The organism is Chryseobacterium ginsenosidimutans (assembly GCF_039536845.1).
Taxonomy (GTDB): Bacteria; Bacteroidota; Bacteroidia; order Flavobacteriales; family Weeksellaceae; genus Chryseobacterium; species Chryseobacterium ginsenosidimutans_B.
In genome coordinates, this window is the sequence record NZ_BAAAZJ010000010.1 from 242,330 (window position 1) to 259,555 (window position 17,226).

Annotated in this window: 15 protein-coding genes and 1 pseudogene; 4 read left to right on the forward strand and 12 right to left on the reverse strand. The window is 34.9% G+C overall.

Going from position 1 to position 17,226, the window contains the following annotated elements:
* Positions 1 to 162 precede the first annotated feature (162 nt).
* From ABD745_RS21590 to ABD745_RS13120, 5 genes are all read right to left on the reverse strand, one after another.
* Positions 163 to 357 carry a transposase gene (locus ABD745_RS21590; RefSeq protein WP_425549805.1) on the reverse strand — a complete coding sequence of 65 codons (195 nt, stop codon included), beginning with the start codon at positions 355 to 357 and terminating at the stop codon, positions 163 to 165.
* A gap of 223 nt (positions 358 to 580) precedes the next feature.
* Positions 581 to 1,108: an SRPBCC family protein gene (locus ABD745_RS13105; protein WP_344830557.1), complete on the reverse strand. Its 528-nt coding sequence runs from the start codon at positions 1,106 to 1,108 to the stop codon at positions 581 to 583.
* Positions 1,109 to 1,134: 26 nt separating this feature from the next.
* Entirely contained in the window at positions 1,135 to 2,004 is an 870-nt protein-coding gene (locus ABD745_RS13110; protein ID WP_344830559.1) for an SDR family oxidoreductase, read from the reverse strand.
* A 164-nt stretch (positions 2,005 to 2,168) separates the two neighbouring features.
* Positions 2,169 to 2,978 carry an AraC family transcriptional regulator gene (locus tag ABD745_RS13115; protein WP_344830562.1) on the reverse strand — a complete coding sequence of 270 codons (810 nt, stop codon included), beginning with the start codon at positions 2,976 to 2,978 and terminating at the stop codon, positions 2,169 to 2,171.
* A gap of 269 nt (positions 2,979 to 3,247) precedes the next feature.
* Positions 3,248 to 3,883, reverse strand: a complete 636-nt coding sequence (locus ABD745_RS13120) for a DUF2652 domain-containing protein (RefSeq protein WP_344830565.1) — start codon at positions 3,881 to 3,883, stop codon at positions 3,248 to 3,250.
* A gap of 188 nt (positions 3,884 to 4,071) precedes the next feature.
* On the opposite strand from ABD745_RS13120, the gene ABD745_RS13125 reads away from it, so the two are divergent.
* The 3 genes and pseudogenes from ABD745_RS13125 to ABD745_RS13135 form a co-directional block, all read left to right on the forward strand.
* Positions 4,072 to 4,245, forward strand: a complete 174-nt coding sequence (locus tag ABD745_RS13125; protein ID WP_344830567.1) for a hypothetical protein — start codon at positions 4,072 to 4,074, stop codon at positions 4,243 to 4,245.
* Positions 4,246 to 4,970: 725 nt separating this feature from the next.
* Complete coding sequence (locus ABD745_RS13130; RefSeq protein WP_344830569.1) at positions 4,971 to 5,441, forward strand: hypothetical protein; 471 nt, start codon at positions 4,971 to 4,973, stop codon at positions 5,439 to 5,441.
* A pseudogene (locus tag ABD745_RS13135) lies at positions 5,440 to 6,360 on the forward strand (helix-hairpin-helix domain-containing protein); the annotation flags it as partial. The gene ABD745_RS13130 and the pseudogene ABD745_RS13135, both read left to right, overlap by 2 nt.
* Positions 6,361 to 6,778: 418 nt before the next feature.
* Here ABD745_RS13135 and ABD745_RS13140 read toward each other — a convergent pair.
* The 7 genes from ABD745_RS13140 to ABD745_RS13170 form a co-directional block, all read right to left on the reverse strand.
* A complete protein-coding gene (locus ABD745_RS13140) occupies positions 6,779 to 7,366 on the reverse strand; it encodes a TetR/AcrR family transcriptional regulator (protein WP_344830571.1) in 588 nt (195 codons plus the stop codon).
* 166 nt (positions 7,367 to 7,532) lie between these two features.
* A complete protein-coding gene (locus ABD745_RS13145; protein ID WP_344830574.1) occupies positions 7,533 to 7,943 on the reverse strand; it encodes a hypothetical protein in 411 nt (136 codons plus the stop codon).
* 59 nt (positions 7,944 to 8,002) lie between these two features.
* Positions 8,003 to 8,491, reverse strand: a complete 489-nt coding sequence (locus ABD745_RS13150) for a VOC family protein (RefSeq protein ID WP_344830575.1) — start codon at positions 8,489 to 8,491, stop codon at positions 8,003 to 8,005.
* A 7-nt stretch (positions 8,492 to 8,498) separates the two neighbouring features.
* A complete protein-coding gene (locus tag ABD745_RS13155; protein WP_344830578.1) occupies positions 8,499 to 9,938 on the reverse strand; it encodes a TolC family protein in 1,440 nt (479 codons plus the stop codon).
* Between the two features lie 95 nt (positions 9,939 to 10,033).
* On the reverse strand, positions 10,034 to 13,213 hold the full coding sequence (locus ABD745_RS13160) for an efflux RND transporter permease subunit (RefSeq protein WP_344830584.1): 3,180 nt from the start codon (positions 13,211 to 13,213) through the stop codon (positions 10,034 to 10,036).
* 31 nt (positions 13,214 to 13,244) lie between these two features.
* Positions 13,245 to 14,426, reverse strand: coding sequence for an efflux RND transporter periplasmic adaptor subunit (locus tag ABD745_RS13165; RefSeq protein WP_344830588.1), 1,182 nt, complete (start codon positions 14,424 to 14,426; stop codon positions 13,245 to 13,247).
* Positions 14,427 to 14,585: 159 nt separating this feature from the next.
* Positions 14,586 to 15,479, reverse strand: coding sequence for a helix-turn-helix domain-containing protein (locus tag ABD745_RS13170; RefSeq protein ID WP_344830591.1), 894 nt, complete (start codon positions 15,477 to 15,479; stop codon positions 14,586 to 14,588).
* Between the two features lie 770 nt (positions 15,480 to 16,249).
* On the opposite strand from ABD745_RS13170, the gene ABD745_RS13175 reads away from it, so the two are divergent.
* Positions 16,250 to 17,167, forward strand: coding sequence for an AraC family transcriptional regulator (locus tag ABD745_RS13175; protein ID WP_344830595.1), 918 nt, complete (start codon positions 16,250 to 16,252; stop codon positions 17,165 to 17,167).
* Positions 17,168 to 17,226: the final 59 nt, after the last annotated feature.

Sequence of the window (17,226 nt, forward strand, 5' to 3'; positions counted from 1 at the left end):
AGAAACTGCTCCTGCTTACCTTTAATACCTCACACATTTTCCCGACAGGAAACACATTAGCGTGTTCTTTGATAAATTTATACCTTACCCGTCTCTCCCCAAGAAGATGCCTACCGCCTTTTTTAAGATGTCATGCTCAAGCTTTGTTTCCTCAAGTTCCTTTCAAAGCCTCAGCAGTTCTTCTCTTATGGGACCAGAGGAAATCTGTTTTTCCTTTGTAAGTTTACCTTCTTTGTGAAGCTTTCTCCAATTGACTAAACTTTCTTTGCAAATACCCAATTCTTGAGCTACTAAGGATACATTGCCTCGCTGCTCACTTAAAGATACTGCCTGAATTTTAAATTGACTTCGTCGAATCTTCGATTTCTAAACTGTAATTTTTTCTGATGTTTTTCATACTCTTAAAGTTAAAGAATATAAGAATTGTGTCCTAACAAAGTTAGCAACTCCAGTAAGTTGTTCCTTTATTAAAATAAACAATTCATTATCAATTAATTTTACAATTTGAATCCGGAAGAGTTATACGCTCTCCGGATTCTTATTGATCAAATTATTTAAAAACAAATAACTATCTTAAAATCTACTTTTTCTCTGCTTTAAACTTAAGATTCTTTAGCCAGATTTGTAGTGAATTTTCTAAGCCTTTCTGAAATGTTTTGTTCATTAGGGATACTAGCCATCCTTCCATACTTTCTTCAACTTTTACCGTTGTTTTTCCATCGTGCTCTGTAAATGACCAATTATGAATGGCAAATGCTCCGAAAGCTTTACCTGACCAACCGATTTTATGCCCTGGCTGTACGGTATGCAAAGTAGAATGAATGGTTAATCCACCACTTTTCCAATCAAAAGAGCTTCCTTTTTTGAATGGCCCATTTAATTTAGGATCTTCAACATCACTGTACCAATCCGTCCAATGATCTATATCACTCATAATCTGATAAACTTTTTGTGCAGGAGCATTTATTGTAATTTCCTGATAGGTTTTTACAGGAGCTTCTTTATTGATAGATTCTGACACCGAGTATGAAGTGAATACTTCAAGACAAATAATGGTTATTGCAAGTAGCCCCACTATTAAAAGCAAACCATAAACTAACTTTTTCATTGTATATTATTTTTAAGATTATTAAATTATTTGAAAAACTTTAAATGATCATAAACAAACTGTTCGAAGTCGATTGCCGGTTTTCCCGTTACATCATGGACAGTATTAAAAATTTCAGAGGCCTCATCTCTTGCATAATGAGCATAATCTTCAATAAGACCACCTATTTGCCATTCCGGAAATCCAGCCACAGTTAATGCTCCCTCCATTTGTTCGGAATTTAAATCTACATAGGTAATTTCAGTGTCTAAAACGCGAGAAAGCGTTTCTGCCATTTGAAAATGTGTGATAGATTCCTTTCCCGTTATATTGTAGATTTTGTTTTCATGCCCATTCTCTGTTAATATTCTCGCCGCAACTCCTGCTATATCCCTAATGTCAACAGCACTAACAGTAGCATTTCCCAACGAACCATAAAATTTCCCTTCATATTTAATGGAATGTCCAAAGGCTATAAGACCTTGCATAAACAAATTGGGGCGTAAAAATGTGTAATTCATTCCCAACTCTTTGATTCTATCTTCAACAATAGCATGGTATCTGAGAAAACGAACTGGAGAAGCTTGGTCTGCAGCCAGCTGAGATAATTTTACAATATGTTTTACACCTGCTTTATGTGCTGCATTAACAAAGTTCAGTTGAAGCTCTTCAGAGTACTCTGATGAATTGGTAAGCAAAAATGCTTTCTCGATTCCATGCAATGCCTGAACAAGGCTATCACTGTCCGACAGATCACCAACGACTATTTCTGCCTGTGGCAAATTAGCCATTAGATCTCCCTGATCATTGTTTCGAACAAGTGCTCTAAAAGAGACATTCATGTTAACCAATTTCTTAACGAGTTGCGTACCTACACTTCCCGTTGCTCCTGTAATTAGAAGATTTGTCTGTTTCATAAAAACTGTTTTTTAATACCTCAAAATTCGGTCTATTACAGTTTCTAAAATTGTAAGAAAACGAAGTCTTATTTTACATACTTGTATGATTAAAAAACATAGATAAACTCAACCAATCATAACATCAATTGGTATATAATACATATAAAAAAACAAAAATTCAATTAATTCTTAGGATCACATATTGATTCCTGAAATTTCAGGTATTTTGAAGGGCTGAGATGAATATAATATTTAAAGTCTTTAATAAGTTGACTTTGATCGTAATAGCCACATTGATTGATGATATCAAACCAATCTATTTTACTACTTTGGCAAGAAATGGTCTGGATAATTTGAATAGCTTTTAAAAAACGTTGATATCGATAAATCTCCTTTGAGGTATAGCCAAAATGTTTTTTGTGATTGGTCTGTAGTGATCTTTCCGATAATTTGTTCTTTTTAGAGATTTCCTTTATTGGGCTAAAGATAGTCCGGTCAAAGGCAGCAATCTGTTCTGCGATTCTGTTACGATCCCGTAAATAGGGTTGACAGAAATCTAACACAGCCTGAACTCGATTTTCATTAGAATCAATCTTTTTTAATTCAGACCAAAGTGTTGTAAAACAATTTTGATGAAGTAATTCATCCGGGTGGGTAGCCAGACCTTCAGTCAAATCTGTATTTCCAAAAAACCTGAAAAAAGCATCATCTTTAAAATTGCAAACCAAAATCTCCGCTCCTTCAGGCAAAATATAGTTAAAAGCATGTTTTATAGGTCCCAACACAATACATTTTTCAACCTTAATTTCTTCTTTGTTTTTAGAAATAAACGATGCAGGAGTACCAAAACTAAAAATCATGATCGTCTGATACGATGGTAAAAGTGTTTTTTCTACAGTTTCCTTAGATCTATTCTCAGCATAATAAAAATGTGAAAAAATATCTTTAAATTCTGTAGGTGCAGATATTCGGTAACTATTATAATCTTTCATATTTCTAACTTTTAGAATTAAAACCGTTAGCACTTTAAAGTAAAACTAATTCATTTTGCTTTGCTTCTATAGATTCTTAGCCTAAACAAATGTATTTAAAATTTCACAATGCTGATAAACAATAAAAAGCCGCTGATGAATTATTGTCATCAACGGCAGACAGTTACGCAATGAGAAATTAATCCCAAGCCATAAAGCCTTCGTAGGCAAAATAAATTAAAGCTATGTAAAAGCTATACTTAATTAGTTTTTTAGTTGCCTTATAGCTTTTAAACAATACCAGATTGTAAACTGAGTGGTCGAATGTTGTTTTTGTTGTTTGTTCCATTTCTTTCCTTTTTTATGGTTGTTATAAAATTATTCTCTAATTGATAATTGACAAAACAATATTCCTTTTCTATCGATTCCTTAGAAGCAATAGCATTGGTCATCAATATATAAGTTTTACTTTTTATCGTGTTTTTTAAAAGGGCATGTGTCTTAACGATTGGTTCCCCATAAAGTTTTTTAAAAGTTCCAATAGTATACTCTGAGAAAGTCCCGTAATGGGCTACTAATTTTAATGATAAACCTAAGTCATACCCAATGATAGATTCAATTTCCTTAAGTTTTATCGTAAAGCTTTTTAGCATTGATTCATACAGTTTTAAGATTTTCTGTACTGGGGGCTTCCTACCAAATTTGTAAAATAATATCGCATCACCTTCGATTTCTGATACGTTCATCCCAATGTTATTGGCTTGCAAAATTGTAGAAAGTAGTTCTCTGGTAATATAACGGCCAGCTTCAATGCATATACTATTGACAAAATCTGTATAACCACTAATATCAGGAATGATGATAATCCCTTCTTCAACTCGAATATTCTTATTTTCTGACAAATATTGTTTGTATAAATATTCCATGATAGCGCATTTTTTAGTTTTTCCTATGACAAATTTAGATACATCCATGAAGCAGAAATTGTAAGAAAGCGAAAGTTGATAAACGTAAAAAGTTACTGTTTTGTGTAGAATCTATAAAAAATTGTTACTTCCTGAGATATTACAATTCTTATGTGTTTATTATCTTAGTTTGAAAATAGTAACTACTTATGAAACCACAACTCAATTTTGGCACTTTAGACGACATAGAATTTCCAGAAATACTTTATAAATATCGTGATTGGGAAAACCCATACAACCGTAGATTTATTGAAAATAAAGAAGTATACTTAGAGGAAAATATTTTTGGAGCGATAATATTAAAAGCTTTATTCATGAAATAAAAGAGTATAAACATTTAGGTCTTGCATTAAGCATCCGCTCTTCGTATAAAAATCTGATCTTTCCTAAGGATGAAATAAAAGCACTACATGTTATAGAACATAGATTATATGGATTTCGAAGTAATGAATATGAAGCAAGCAAATTATTCTTTACAAATTATAACATACAGCTACCAAATGTTCCTCTTTTACACCCCGAATTTCAAAATCCATTATTTCTAAAGCTCTTTTGTGAGGGAATATATAAGTCAGGGCAAAATAAAATCCCCGATGGAATTCAAGGTATAACTTCAATAATTGATTTTTTTGTAAAAAACGTAAATGAAGTACTAGCAACACCAAAAAGGTTTGAGTATTCAAATGGACTAAATTTAGTTGACAAATCAATTTCTGCAATTATTCAATATAAAATTGATAATGATGTAAAATATGTAGCTTACGAGAAGGCAATTGAATTAATTGAGGACACCGTATCGAAATATATATCAAAAAAAGGAACCTTCCTTGATGAACTCATTTCCGAAGGCATATTTTCTAAAAATTTATTTTGGAAACAAAAAGGTGAATATGAGGAGGGTATTTACTTAGCTTACGAAAGATTTGAAGACCATTTATTTTGTAAGTATTTACTTACAAAATATCCTGATTTAGAATTAGAATTTAAAGACGGAGGAAACCTTTTTAAATATGTCAAAGAAGAAAATGATTTGTATTATAACCAGGGTTTGATAGACGCTTTCTCAATACAAATACCCGAAAAAACAGGAAAGGAATTTTATGAATATGTTCCTCATTTAAAAGATAATTATTCTATCATTGAATCTTTTGTAGAGAGTCTATTATGGAGAAAAGTGAATACTATTGACGAACAATCTAGAGATTACGTTAATAATTTTGTTTTTAATTATGAAGGTACTTCTAACTTATTTTGGGAAACAATTTTATCTGTATCTTCTATACCCGAACACTATTTCAATGCTTACTCACTGCACGAACATTTAATGAGCTTTTCAATGGCAGATAGAGATGCACAGTGGACTGAGATTTTAAAATATAAATATGATGATGATTCGGCAGTAAAAAGGTTAATTGATTGGGCTTGGAACGAAACTGACAGAGATTATATTTCTAATGAATCTATTAAATTAGCTGGCATAACATTAGCTTGGTTTCACACATCAACTAATAGACAATAATGATACGGTAAAGCTGGTGAAGGAAAAAAGAGGAATTGATATCGATATCCGGGATACCTCTCTCTCAAAAGATGAAGCCCAATGTAATAAATTCTTAAGTTCCGGAAAGACAATCGGCTGTTTTTATATTGAGTCACCAGCTATGCGGGGTTTACTCAGAAGACTGAAATGCGACAATTACAAAGTACTGGTTGCCGCCTCTTCCATTATCCGCCCCGGAGTTGCCCAAAGCGGAATGATGCGGGAATATATCTTCAGGCACAATAATCCTAGAAAATTCGAGTACTTCCATGAGGTTTTTGAAAAGGAATTAGGAGAAACCTATGGCATTATGGTATACCAGGAAGATGTTATTAAAATTGCATTGCATTTCGGTGGGCTATCTGCTCTTGATGGTGATGTACTCAGAAGAGCTATGAGCGGTAAAGGACGGTCCTTATCTGCTTTACAAAAGGTAAAAGACAACTTCTTTGAATCCTGTAAAAGGCTGGGACATCCAGAACAATTATCGATGGAAGTATACCGTCAGATCGAATCTTTTGCAGGATACTCATTCTGTAAAGCTCATTCCGCTTCTTATGCTGTGGAAAGCTACCAGAGTTTGTATCTTAAAGTCTACTACCCTATTGAATTCATGGTCTCTGCTATTAATAATGGCGGTGGGTTCTACAGAAGTGAAGTTTATATTCATGAAGCCAGAATGTCAGGGGCTAATATTCATAATCCCTGTGTTAATTTAAGCGAATACCAAACAACGGTTTATAGCTCTGATATTTATCTAGGATTTATGCATATTGAAAAGCTGGAAACGAGATTAGCACAGCTGATTCCTGAAGAAAGAACTCAAAATGGAGATTATACCTCCCTGGAAAACTTTATTAAGAGAATTGCATCCGGTCCAGATGACGTCCATATACTGTACTCTCCTGTTTTTGCAGCTCCATTGGAAATGTTTACTCCAGTTGTAATAAAACTAGGAATAGGGTCTTGAACTTGCAACTATTTTTGAGACAAAGTTTATATAGCCGCTGTTTTTTTAGATTGGTTACATTAAAAGATTTTAGCGGTTTTTCTTGCTTCCTGAATCGCCTTGAATATATCATTAAGAAATTAAAAACCTCCCCTGAATACCTGAATTACAAAATAGCCTACCTTGCAGAAGAATGTGGTTTTTCTTCCCACACTGTTTTCATTAGAATTTTCACTCAAAAAATTGCCACTGCCGTCATTACTCACACTACAATGATCGGAGGAGGACACAAACTACTTAAATTGAATTTAAAGCACCACCTGTGTGTATATTTCATCAAAACTGGTTCTTGAGATAAATTCAAACTTTATAAATATTGAAGCAAAAGAATTTTTAGAATCGTTTCGTTTCTTTCCATGAAGAGATTTTCTTTTCTTACACCAGGCAAGATGTTGTTGGTCTCTACAAAATTCAGACAGATATGAGAGTAGCTGGATAATGCAAGAAGGTCCATCAGAAAACGTATGGGATCGGAATGACAGATCTTCTTTTCAGTGATTGCTCTAGTAATTTGATTCAGCAAAAGTTCAAGAGACGGTTTTACTGAATCGAAATAATTCCGAATATATTCGTTTTCCGCAAATTCTGTCATAACATAAATATCTACGTAAGGATAATTTGTGAGACTACTTTCAGACGCTGTCAAAAAATTTTCTATTTTTATTTTTAAATGTTCATTATCAAACAGTTTATGATATCGAGGAATCACCAGTTTTTCAACAATCTCCTGATTCACCAGTGCAAACAACCTTTCCTTGGATCTAAAATAATAATGAATTACCGTGCGACTGATCTTGGACTTTTCAGCAATTTCCTGCATGGAAACACCAAACCTACCTTCCTTCAGTAAGAGCTCTATGGTTGCATCCTTTATTTTTTTCTCTGTATCTGTCATATTGCCCTGGGTTAAAAAAGAGAGAGAAAAATAGATCGTTTTCACCAAAACAACATAAAAACTCCTTTAAAATGTAGTAAATCATATCTAAATTCTCTCTCTTACTGATTAAAAAATATTGGTGAAAAATTTCCCATTCTTCAAAACCAACGATATAATGAAAAAATTAGCTTATTATTTTTTGTTTGAGATCTTCTATCCTTTTTGTATGATAAAAAATCTGTTCTTCCACATCCTTTTTCTTGTACTGACCGGTTTTTTCTTCTGTTCCGTCAACCCAAATCTGAAACTTGATTTTTTGTTTATCAATTTCGGCTCTGGTTTTAACAAGAAGATCCTTTCTTTTTTCTTTGAGTTCCTGTAATCGTGTCAACCAGTTTTCTCTATAATCTGCAGAAATAGAAAAAATATTCTGCTCCAACTCTTCAATCTTTCGATCAATTTCACAAATCCTTATATTGGCATAGTCTACCGACTGATTAAATTTTTCTTTTAATTCACTTGGCAGAAAAGCCAGATCCGTAATAATCTCAAAAAAAATATGATCATGTAAATTTTCAAGTGCTGCAGTATTCATTTTTTATGTTTTTTTTATCTGGAATTAATTGTTTTTATCTCTTCATCAGTACTATTTGCTTAGGGTCTAACCTTTTTGATACCCGGAATATCTGCTAAAAAATCTTTTCCGGCTTCGAATAATCGGATAAACTCTGTGTAATGTCCAAAATCTTTCCGCGTATCGGCATAGCAAAATTCCCACAGGTTTTCAAAATTTCCTTTTAATGGTATTTCATATTCCAAAGACCATCCTAATTGCTTTAAGGTTTTTTGAGAATCTTTCATTAGGTATCCAAGATGATGCAATCGGATCACTCTCGGGTTTTCTACGACATATTCGTTGAAAATACTGTTTTGAGCTAAATCTGGTTCGATAATTTTAATCAGTGTGTTGCCAATGCAGCTAAATGCAATACGCTGAACCGGAGAAATATTACTTAAATTTACTTTTGGAGCAATCATCTTGAATTTGGCACCAAACCTTTTTGTGTAGATATCACACGCCGCATCAATATCTTTGGTAATGTAACCAAAGTGAAAAAAACTATTGAAGAGATCTCGTTTCATTATATTTTTATTTCCAGCCTCCGCCTAAAGCTCTATAAAGATTAACCACAGAATTTAATTTTTGAACTTTGATGTTTGCTAAACTTAATTCTGCCTGAAGTTTATTATTCTGAGCGACAATAACATCTAAATAGGTAGCCATATCCTGCTGAAACAGCTTAGTTGATGTAGTCACTGCTCTGTCAGATCTTACAACCAAACCTGAAGTGATCACTTCCTGTTTGTCCGCAGATTCTATCGTTGCCAGAACATTGGATACCTCACCCACCGCAACAAGTACAGTCTGCTTAAAGTTCAGTTCAGACTGTTCCATTGAAATTTTAGACTGCTCATACTGTGTTTTAAGCTGTTTTCCATTAAGTAACGGCTGGGTCAAAGATCCCAATGCTGTTCCGAATAATGATCCCGGAATTTCAAACCAGTTTTTAAAATTAAAGGCATTTAAACCTCCCTGAGCAGTAATGTTTAATACCGGATACATACTGGCTTTAGCCGTTTTTACATTTGCAAATGCACGTCTGACTGTAAGCTCACTCATTTTCACATCAGGTCGGTAGCTTAACAGTTCTGCAGGAACTCCTACAGATTCGTAAGCAGGTGTCTTCATATCAGTCAGTTTCAAACTTCGGGTAATTTCTCCCGGCATTTTTCCTGTCAGGATACTTAATGAGTTTTCCTGAATGGTAATGGACTGCTCTATAACAGGGACACTGGCAAGAATCTGGTCCCTTGCATTCTCCTGCTGTTGTACAGAGAGACTTGTTGTAATTCCCAATTCCTGTTGTTTGGTAATCATTTTTAGAGTCTTATTGACCAATTCAAGGTTTTGAGTAGTAATTTCAAGCTGTGTATCCAGCATCAATAAATTGTAATATCCCTGAGCAATTTGTGCTACAATTTGTGTCTGGACTGCCTTTGCAGCTTCCTGAGTTTGCAGATAACTGGCAAGTGCGCTTTCTTTTTTGCTTTTTATTTTCCCCCAGATATCAGCTTCCCAGGAAATGGATACATTAGAATTATAGTCTTCAACATACCTTTGTCCTAACATTGAGCCGAACATCATCCCGTTCATACTGTTATCAGACGGACGGTTAATGGAAGCTGTTCCAATATTTAAATTGACCATCGGAACATTTGCCCATTTTGACTGATTGTAGCTCAAACCTGCAATCTCAATCTGCTTGATCGCTACCTTCAGGTCATTGTTGTTTTTTACACCGCTATCGATCAAAGCCAGCAATGTCGGATCCGTGAAAAATTCACGATATGGTATCTTTGCGATGCTTGTTACCGTGCTGTCCTGAACCACTTCAATCTGTGTTGTATTTCTGAAACTGTCTTCCAGTTTCATTTCGGGCTGCTTATACTTACTGACCGAACAAGAACTAAGGCCAGCCATTATAACTGCAGATGTCAGAGCTTTATATGTTATTATCTTTGATTTCATATCAAGTTTTTTATCATAGATGCCGGAGTAAACAATTTTGATCTCTTAATAATTTGTTTACCCCGCTTGGCATCTTTTGATTTTTGTTTAAATTGTTAATGCGTATGTTTTGCTAATTTGGAAGGTTCGTAATCCCAAACACTTTCATCGAGAGACTTTCCACTTATTTTCTCCTGAAGATATTTGAACACTACAAATAATACGGGTGTAATGAAGACACCTAAAACGGTTCCGAATAGCATTCCGAATACAGCTGCATATCCGATCGAGTGATTTCCCAAAGCAGAAGGACCTGTTGCAAAAAGCAGAGGCAGAAGTCCTGCAATAAAAGCCAGTGAAGTCATCAATATAGGTCTTAAACGGGCTTTTGCTCCTTCTACTGCAGCAGCTGTAAGACTTTTACCTGCCTTACGCCTCTGCATGGCAAACTCAACGATCAAGATCGCATTTTTGGCCAACAATCCGATGAGCATGACAAGTGCAACCTGAACATAGATGTTGTTTGAGATCTCGGCCATAGAAATTCCAACAAACACACCTAACAGTCCTGTAGGAATACCCAACAAAACAGACAATGGCACTAAATAACTCTCATACTGTGCGGAAAGGATAAAATAAACAAATATGAAACACAAACCGAAGATAATGGCAGATTGCGAGCCGGATGACTGCTCTTCACGTGCCATTCCTTTCAGATCGTAGGTCACTCCATTTGGCAAATTTTGCGCACTTACTTCCTGTACTGCTTTCATGACTTGCCCGGTACTATATCCAGGGGCAGGCATTGCTGTTATGCTGATGGCGTTAAAAAGGTTATGGTGGTCAACAACATCAGGACCGGCAGTCTGTTTTAGCGATACTACAGATTTTACAGGTACCATTTGCCCCATACTATTTTTTATATTGATTCCATCAATAGATGCTGGATCTGCACGGAACTCTGGAGAAGATTGCACAACCACTCGATAATACTTGCCAAATCTATTGAAATCCGAAGCCTGCAAGCTTCCGTAATAACCCTGCATTACGCCCATGACGTCAGATACATTCAGTCCTAATTGTTTTGCTTTCACTTCATCGACAACGATCTCATACTGTGGAAAAGAAGCATTAAATGTCGTAAATGCCATAGCCACCTCAGGTCTTTGCATTAAAGCACCAATGAAACTATTCGCTGTTTCATTAAATTTACCTAATGATCCCGCATTACGATCCTGAAGAACAAGCTCCATCCCACTTGTGTTACCAAATCCAGGAACTGTCGGCATCCCAAGTACAAAGAATGAACCTTCTTTGATCTGACTACTCAAAGCTCCTTGCAACTGACCGATAATTTGATTAAGATCTTTTACTTCTCCACGATCTGCAGGGTTCTTTAACTTTAACAAAAAGACCGCACTTGATGATGAGATACTGAAGTTCAGCATATTTAGTCCGTTCACCGAAACAACTTTATCTATCGCCGGGTTTTGGGAAAGGATCTTCTCTCCTCTTGTCACAACGTCTGTTGTTCTGCTTTGGGTTGATCCCGGAGGCATTGTTACGGTAGCAATTAAGAATGATTGATCCTCATCAGGAATAAAACCTGTTGGTGTTACACTGAACATCCAAACAAATAGTGCAATGACAACAGCGAGTCCGGAAAAAGCAACCCATTTTTTCTTGAGAAGGAACAAAACTGATTTTCCATATCTGAATGTCAATTTATCAAAAGAAGCATTGAACCCTGCAAAGAATCTTTGCTTGAAAGACAATTTTTCATGCCCTTCCCCATGCTCTCCATCATGCTGTTTGAGTAGAATTGCACATAACGCAGGACTTAGGGTCAATGCGTTAATCGCCGAGATCACAATGGCCATTGCCAATGTCAAAGCAAACTGTTGATAGAAAACACCCGTAGGTCCTTCCATAAATGCAACAGGAACGAAAACTGCTGCCATCACCAGTGTAATAGAAAAAATAGCACCTGTGATTTCACTCATCGCAGACATTGTCGCAGCTCTGGCGTTAAGCTTTCTATGTTCCATCTTAGCGTGAACCGCTTCCACCACAACGATCGCATCATCCACCACAATACCGATGGCTAAGACCAGAGCAAATAAGGTGAGTAAGTTGATGGAAAAATCAAATAAACTCATAAAGAAGAATGTCCCTACAATAGAAACCGGAACAGCAATAGCCGGAATCAGCGTTGAACGGAAATCCTGAAGGAAAATAAATACAACGATAAATACAAGAATAAATGCTTCTATCAAAGTGTGAACCACCTGCTCGATCGACATATCCAAAGATTCTTTTGAACTGTAAACGATTTTATACTTTAATCCCGGCGGAAAAGATGCAGAAAGTTCTTTAATTCTTTTTTGAGCTGCAATTTCAATTTCGTTGGCATTGGAGCCGGCTGTCTGGAACAAGGCGATCATTGTACCTTCCTTCTTATCATACAAAGTGCTTACACCGTAATCATAAGAACCAAACTCTACTTTTGCGACATCCTTCAATCTTAGAACACTTCCTTCCGGCGTAGCTTTGATAAGAATATTTTCATACTGGGAAGGCTCTGTATTCTTCCCTTTATAGCGAATAACATAATCCAAAGCCTCTTTACTTCTCTCTCCAAATCTCCCTGGTGCAGCTTCAATATTTGATGCCTGAATAGACTGCGATACCTCTTGCGGAGTTAGATTATAAGCTGCAAGTTTTTGCGGGTCCAACCATACTCTCATTGAATAATCCCTATTACCAAAAACCTGCGCATCTCCAACACCCTTAATACGCTTCAGCTCAGGTACAATGTTGATCTTTCCATAGTTTTCAACAAATAGCTGATCCATTTTAGGATCTTCACTATATAAAGTGAGCATCGAAAGAATACTATTTTGACGTTTTTGTGTCGTTACCCCGATCTGGTTAACCTCTGCCGGTAACTGACTCGTAGCCTGCGAAACTCTATTTTGCACATTTACCGCGGCCTGATCAGGGTTTGTCCCCAACTTAAACACCACGGTCAGCATTAAATTACCTGTACTGGAAGTAGAACTAATATAATCCATATTTTCCACACCATTGATCGCGTTTTCCAATGGTGGAGCCACTGAGCGGGCAATTACTTCTGAACTCGCACCGGGATAAACTGCTGTAACCGTAACACTTGGAGGCGCAATCTCCGGATATGATGTAATTGGCAGGGTTTTCATCCCGACAAGACCTAAGATCACCAGTAAAATTGAAATTACTGTGGCCAGGACAGGTCTTTTGATAATTGTTTTTAACATTTCTTAAAATATTTATTTAAACGACCTGATTCTAATTAGGATTGGTTTGAGGATTGTGTGCTACTTTTTGATCTTTTTTCTTCCCATCAACCTTAGGAACAACCGGCATTCCCGGTTGCAATCTTTCAAAACCTGACACTACGTAGGTCTCACCTGGTTTGATGCCATTGGTCACCATATAGTTCAATCCGGTTTTCCCGTTAACTTCAATAGATTTTTGAACGGCTTTGTTTTGTGAATCCAAAGTGAAAACATAGACCTTATCCTGAATCGTTGTCGTAGATGCAATAGGTATAAGGATCACATTATCATAATTTTGATCAATAATTATTTTTCCTGTATTCCCTGCTTTCAACAGATTTTTAGAATTATCAAATTTTGCCCTAAAAGTTACAGAACCTGTATTTGCATTAAACTGACCATCTACGGCGTCCAGTTTACCCTTCTGTTCATATATTTTTCCATTGGCAATCTGCAGTCCTACCATCGGTGAATTTTTTATTTTTTCACCAAGCGTACTTCCCACATGTGTATCCTGAAAACTTAAGAAATCTCCTTCACTCATACTGAAATAGGCATTGACCTGATGAGAATCTGATAGCAGGGTGATTGGTTCTATACTTGTAGGACCGATAAGACTCCCTAATCTATAATTTATTCTGCTTAAATAACCACTGACCGGCGCTTTGATCGTTGAAAACTCAAGATTGATCCTGGCTGATTGTGCAGTTGCTTCTGCTTGTTCCAATGTTGCTTTTGCCGCTTCATAAGCTGCCTGCGATTGTTGAAACTGTACATTAGCAACAATTTTTTCCTTAACCAATTCTTTTCTTCTGTCTAAGTCGATTTTCGCGTTCGCCAGATTCGCTCTTGCAACAGAAATTGCAGCTTTTGCTGTGTTATACTGCTCCGCATATATACGATCTTCGATTTTGAACAAAGGCTGTCCCGCTCTCACATATGCACCTTCGTCAACATAAATTTGTTTTAAATAACCCGAAACCTGAGGACGGATTTCAACATCTGCCACTCCTTCAAGACTTGCAGGATATTCTCTCGAAACCAGGCCGTTTCCTTGTTCTACTTTAGATACCGGCAACTCCATTGGAGGAAACTGCACAGCCTGCTGGTCATTGTTTTTGCATGACAATAGTAGAAAAACACCACAAACTTTTATTGCGTTCGAAATGAAATTCCTGTTTAGATTATTCATAAAATTAAGATATTGTTACTAAATATTTCGCTTACAAATGTACTGGCAGAAATGTTAGACAACAATGTCATAAAGATTCCAAATTTTGTCAAAAAGGAACATTATGATAAACGAAATTAAAGTAATATATATAAAGCAACAAAATTTTCGATTTATTTTTTAGCGTTTTCTGTATTGATGGGGAGTAATTCCGGTATTTTTTTTGAAAAATTTTGTGAAAGCAGCCTGATCATTGTAATTAAGGTCATCCATGATCTGGGTAATACTTAACTCATTTTTTAAAAGAAGTATTTTCGTTTCGGAAATGATCTTATCTTCTATGATCTCTTTAGGTTTTTTTTGAAAAACATCTTTGATTGTTCTTGTCAGATGTGTGCGTGTTATAAATAATAGATCCGCATAGTATTGGACATCTTTACGCTTTCTAAAATTATGAGCTACGAGGTTTACAAACTTTATTGCAATATCTTCTTTTCTAAAACTCTTGAAATTATTATTTTTTAACTCATACTCCATAAAATTTGCAAGATCATATACGATCAAAGAGAAATACATTTTCAGCATTTCTATACTGAAATGATTAGTAATATCAGGATTATTTAGTCTTTGAATACATCGTATGTTGTAAGAGATAGCTTTACAGATCGATGGACTTAAGGAAACCAACTTTGAAAAATTATTGGATAAAATATCAAATGCATATTGGGAATTAAGTCCAATATTAAGTTCGGTGAAGTAATCTATTGAGATAACGACGGCTTTTATGTGACAGTCTTCGGAAAGTTTTTTAAATTCTAATATATTATTCGGAAACAAGTTAAGAATATCATTTTTACAAAGATGAAGTTCCTGAAAATCGATATTAATTACGGCTTCTCCGCTTGTAATCAAAAATAATCCAAAACAGATAACCTTACTTGGATAATTTAAGTTTTCCTCCGTAAGAATCTGTGGCGACAGGTCAAAAGCCCAAATATTATTATTAACCAGATTGACCTTTTGCCAATCGATCACCTCCCGCAAAGTATAAATTGGTATTAGATACTGTTCCAATTTTGAAATTTTTTATAAATTATGATACAAAGTTAGGACTTTTACTAATTGTATTTGTTAAAAAAGAACTTTAATCACATTCTCTTATTTCAACAATTACTTTAATTTTGCTGCCAATTAGAAATGATGATTATGAAAATTATAAAGATGAATTTGTGGCATTTAAAGAAATTAGATCAACTTCTCATTACCAATCTTAGTTTGAGGAAAAGATTTTTTAAATCTCACCCTGAAGAAGTTTTTCATTTTTTAAATGGTGGGCAGTCGATGAACTACAATAAAAAACCTTGAAAGCCACACGGAAGGATTACAACTATTTATAAACTTTGCCTTTAATTCCAAAAAAATTATTTTCTAATTCAATATTTGCCTTTAATAGAAAGACATTGCAGCAGACGATATTGTGAATGCCATTTGCCTCGCATTCACATTGATATAATGATATCAATTACTCTACAGTGAGAAAGGTGTCGATTCTGAAGATCTGGTTATGAACATTCATTATTTTAAGAACAAGAATATTGAACGGCACAATAAATTTACACGACTTAAAAGAAATCTTCTGTAATGTTGACATCTAAGATGATTATTTACGATTATTTGTTATTTGTATTGAATAAATACTCTGATAATGTTTAGAGTATTTATTTATATCAATAAATCTATCAAAGATCTCCTATTTAAGAATTAGCACTAAATAAAAAGTATTAATTTTGCATTGTAAAGCAGACTTTTGGCTAGTCGATTGTGTAACTATTTAAATTAGGCTTATGGAACATTTATCAGATAAAACTATTTTATTTGAGAGCATTACCAATCACCCATCAGAATTAACGCTAAATTTAGTCGATAATTTTGACATTCTCGATTTGAGTAAAGTAGATAAAGATAATGATTTTTTTTCTTTCAGATACTCCCGGAAGACATTCTACACTGCCACCTTATTGCAAGGCAACTATAGTCTTGAATTTGAAGATAGAAACATTAATCTTGCAGGTAATTCATTGATATTTACCAGTTCCAAAATTCCCTTTGGCATTAAGGCACAAGATGGAACTTATACTGGTGTGAGCTGTATTTTCAAAGAAGAGTTTATCACAAAAAATAACAGTGGTTATCGATTGCTGGAATTACCAATATACAAACCGGGTAGACAGAATATTTATTCTCTTACCGAAGAGCAGGCAGAAAAGTTTATAGAAATTTATAATAAAATTTTTGATGAAAAAACTACGGGTAATGAATTCAAAAAAAATTTGCAGCGAACTTATTTATTAGAACTTATTTTTAATGCCCAAAAATTAAATCCTACAGATTCTTATATTAAGATAAACAGTACGACTGAAGAGATAGCTTGTTCTTTTATAAGGTTGTTGGAATCTCAATTTCCTGTCGACACCCGGGAGGATATTATAAAATTAAAAACTGCAGGGGATTTTGCAGAACATTTGTCGCTTCATCCAAATTATCTAAACCGTCAGGTAAAGTTATCAAAAGGCAGAACTGTCAGCGAAATCATAGCAGCAAGGATTGGTCAGGAAGCTAAAATACTTCTTAAGCTTACCAATTGGAACATCGCTGAAATTGCATATTCATTAGGTTTTGAAGAACCTTCTCATTTTAATTCATTCTTTAAGAAACAGAATAAAGTCTCTCCTACCGACTATCGAAAGTTAAAGACTGATTAAAGTTTATTTTAAGAGGGTTTGATTTTCATAAGTATTCGTGTTATTGCTATAAGCCATTT

What these genes read in the sequence shown, in the direction of transcription:
- ABD745_RS13115 (WP_344830562.1), bottom strand. Translation starts at nt 2,978, where the DNA reads ATGAAAGATTATAATAGTTACCGAATATCTGCACCTACAGAATTTAAA.
- ABD745_RS13125 (WP_344830567.1), top strand. Translation starts at nt 4,072, where the DNA reads ATGAAACCACAACTCAATTTTGGCACTTTAGACGACATAGAATTTCCA.
- ABD745_RS13165 (WP_344830588.1), bottom strand. Translation starts at nt 14,426, where the DNA reads ATGAATAATCTAAACAGGAATTTCATTTCGAACGCAATAAAAGTTTGT.
- ABD745_RS13105 (WP_344830557.1), bottom strand. Translation starts at nt 1,108, where the DNA reads ATGAAAAAGTTAGTTTATGGTTTGCTTTTAATAGTGGGGCTACTTGCA.
- ABD745_RS13145 (WP_344830574.1), bottom strand. Translation starts at nt 7,943, where the DNA reads ATGAATACTGCAGCACTTGAAAATTTACATGATCATATTTTTTTTGAG.
- ABD745_RS13150 (WP_344830575.1), bottom strand. Translation starts at nt 8,491, where the DNA reads ATGAAACGAGATCTCTTCAATAGTTTTTTTCACTTTGGTTACATTACC.
- ABD745_RS13175 (WP_344830595.1), top strand. Translation starts at nt 16,250, where the DNA reads ATGGAACATTTATCAGATAAAACTATTTTATTTGAGAGCATTACCAAT.
- ABD745_RS13160 (WP_344830584.1), bottom strand. Translation starts at nt 13,213, where the DNA reads ATGTTAAAAACAATTATCAAAAGACCTGTCCTGGCCACAGTAATTTCA.
- ABD745_RS13140 (WP_344830571.1), bottom strand. Translation starts at nt 7,366, where the DNA reads ATGACAGATACAGAGAAAAAAATAAAGGATGCAACCATAGAGCTCTTA.
- ABD745_RS13110 (WP_344830559.1), bottom strand. Translation starts at nt 2,004, where the DNA reads ATGAAACAGACAAATCTTCTAATTACAGGAGCAACGGGAAGTGTAGGT.
- ABD745_RS13120 (WP_344830565.1), bottom strand. Translation starts at nt 3,883, where the DNA reads ATGGAATATTTATACAAACAATATTTGTCAGAAAATAAGAATATTCGA.
- ABD745_RS13155 (WP_344830578.1), bottom strand. Translation starts at nt 9,938, where the DNA reads ATGAAATCAAAGATAATAACATATAAAGCTCTGACATCTGCAGTTATA.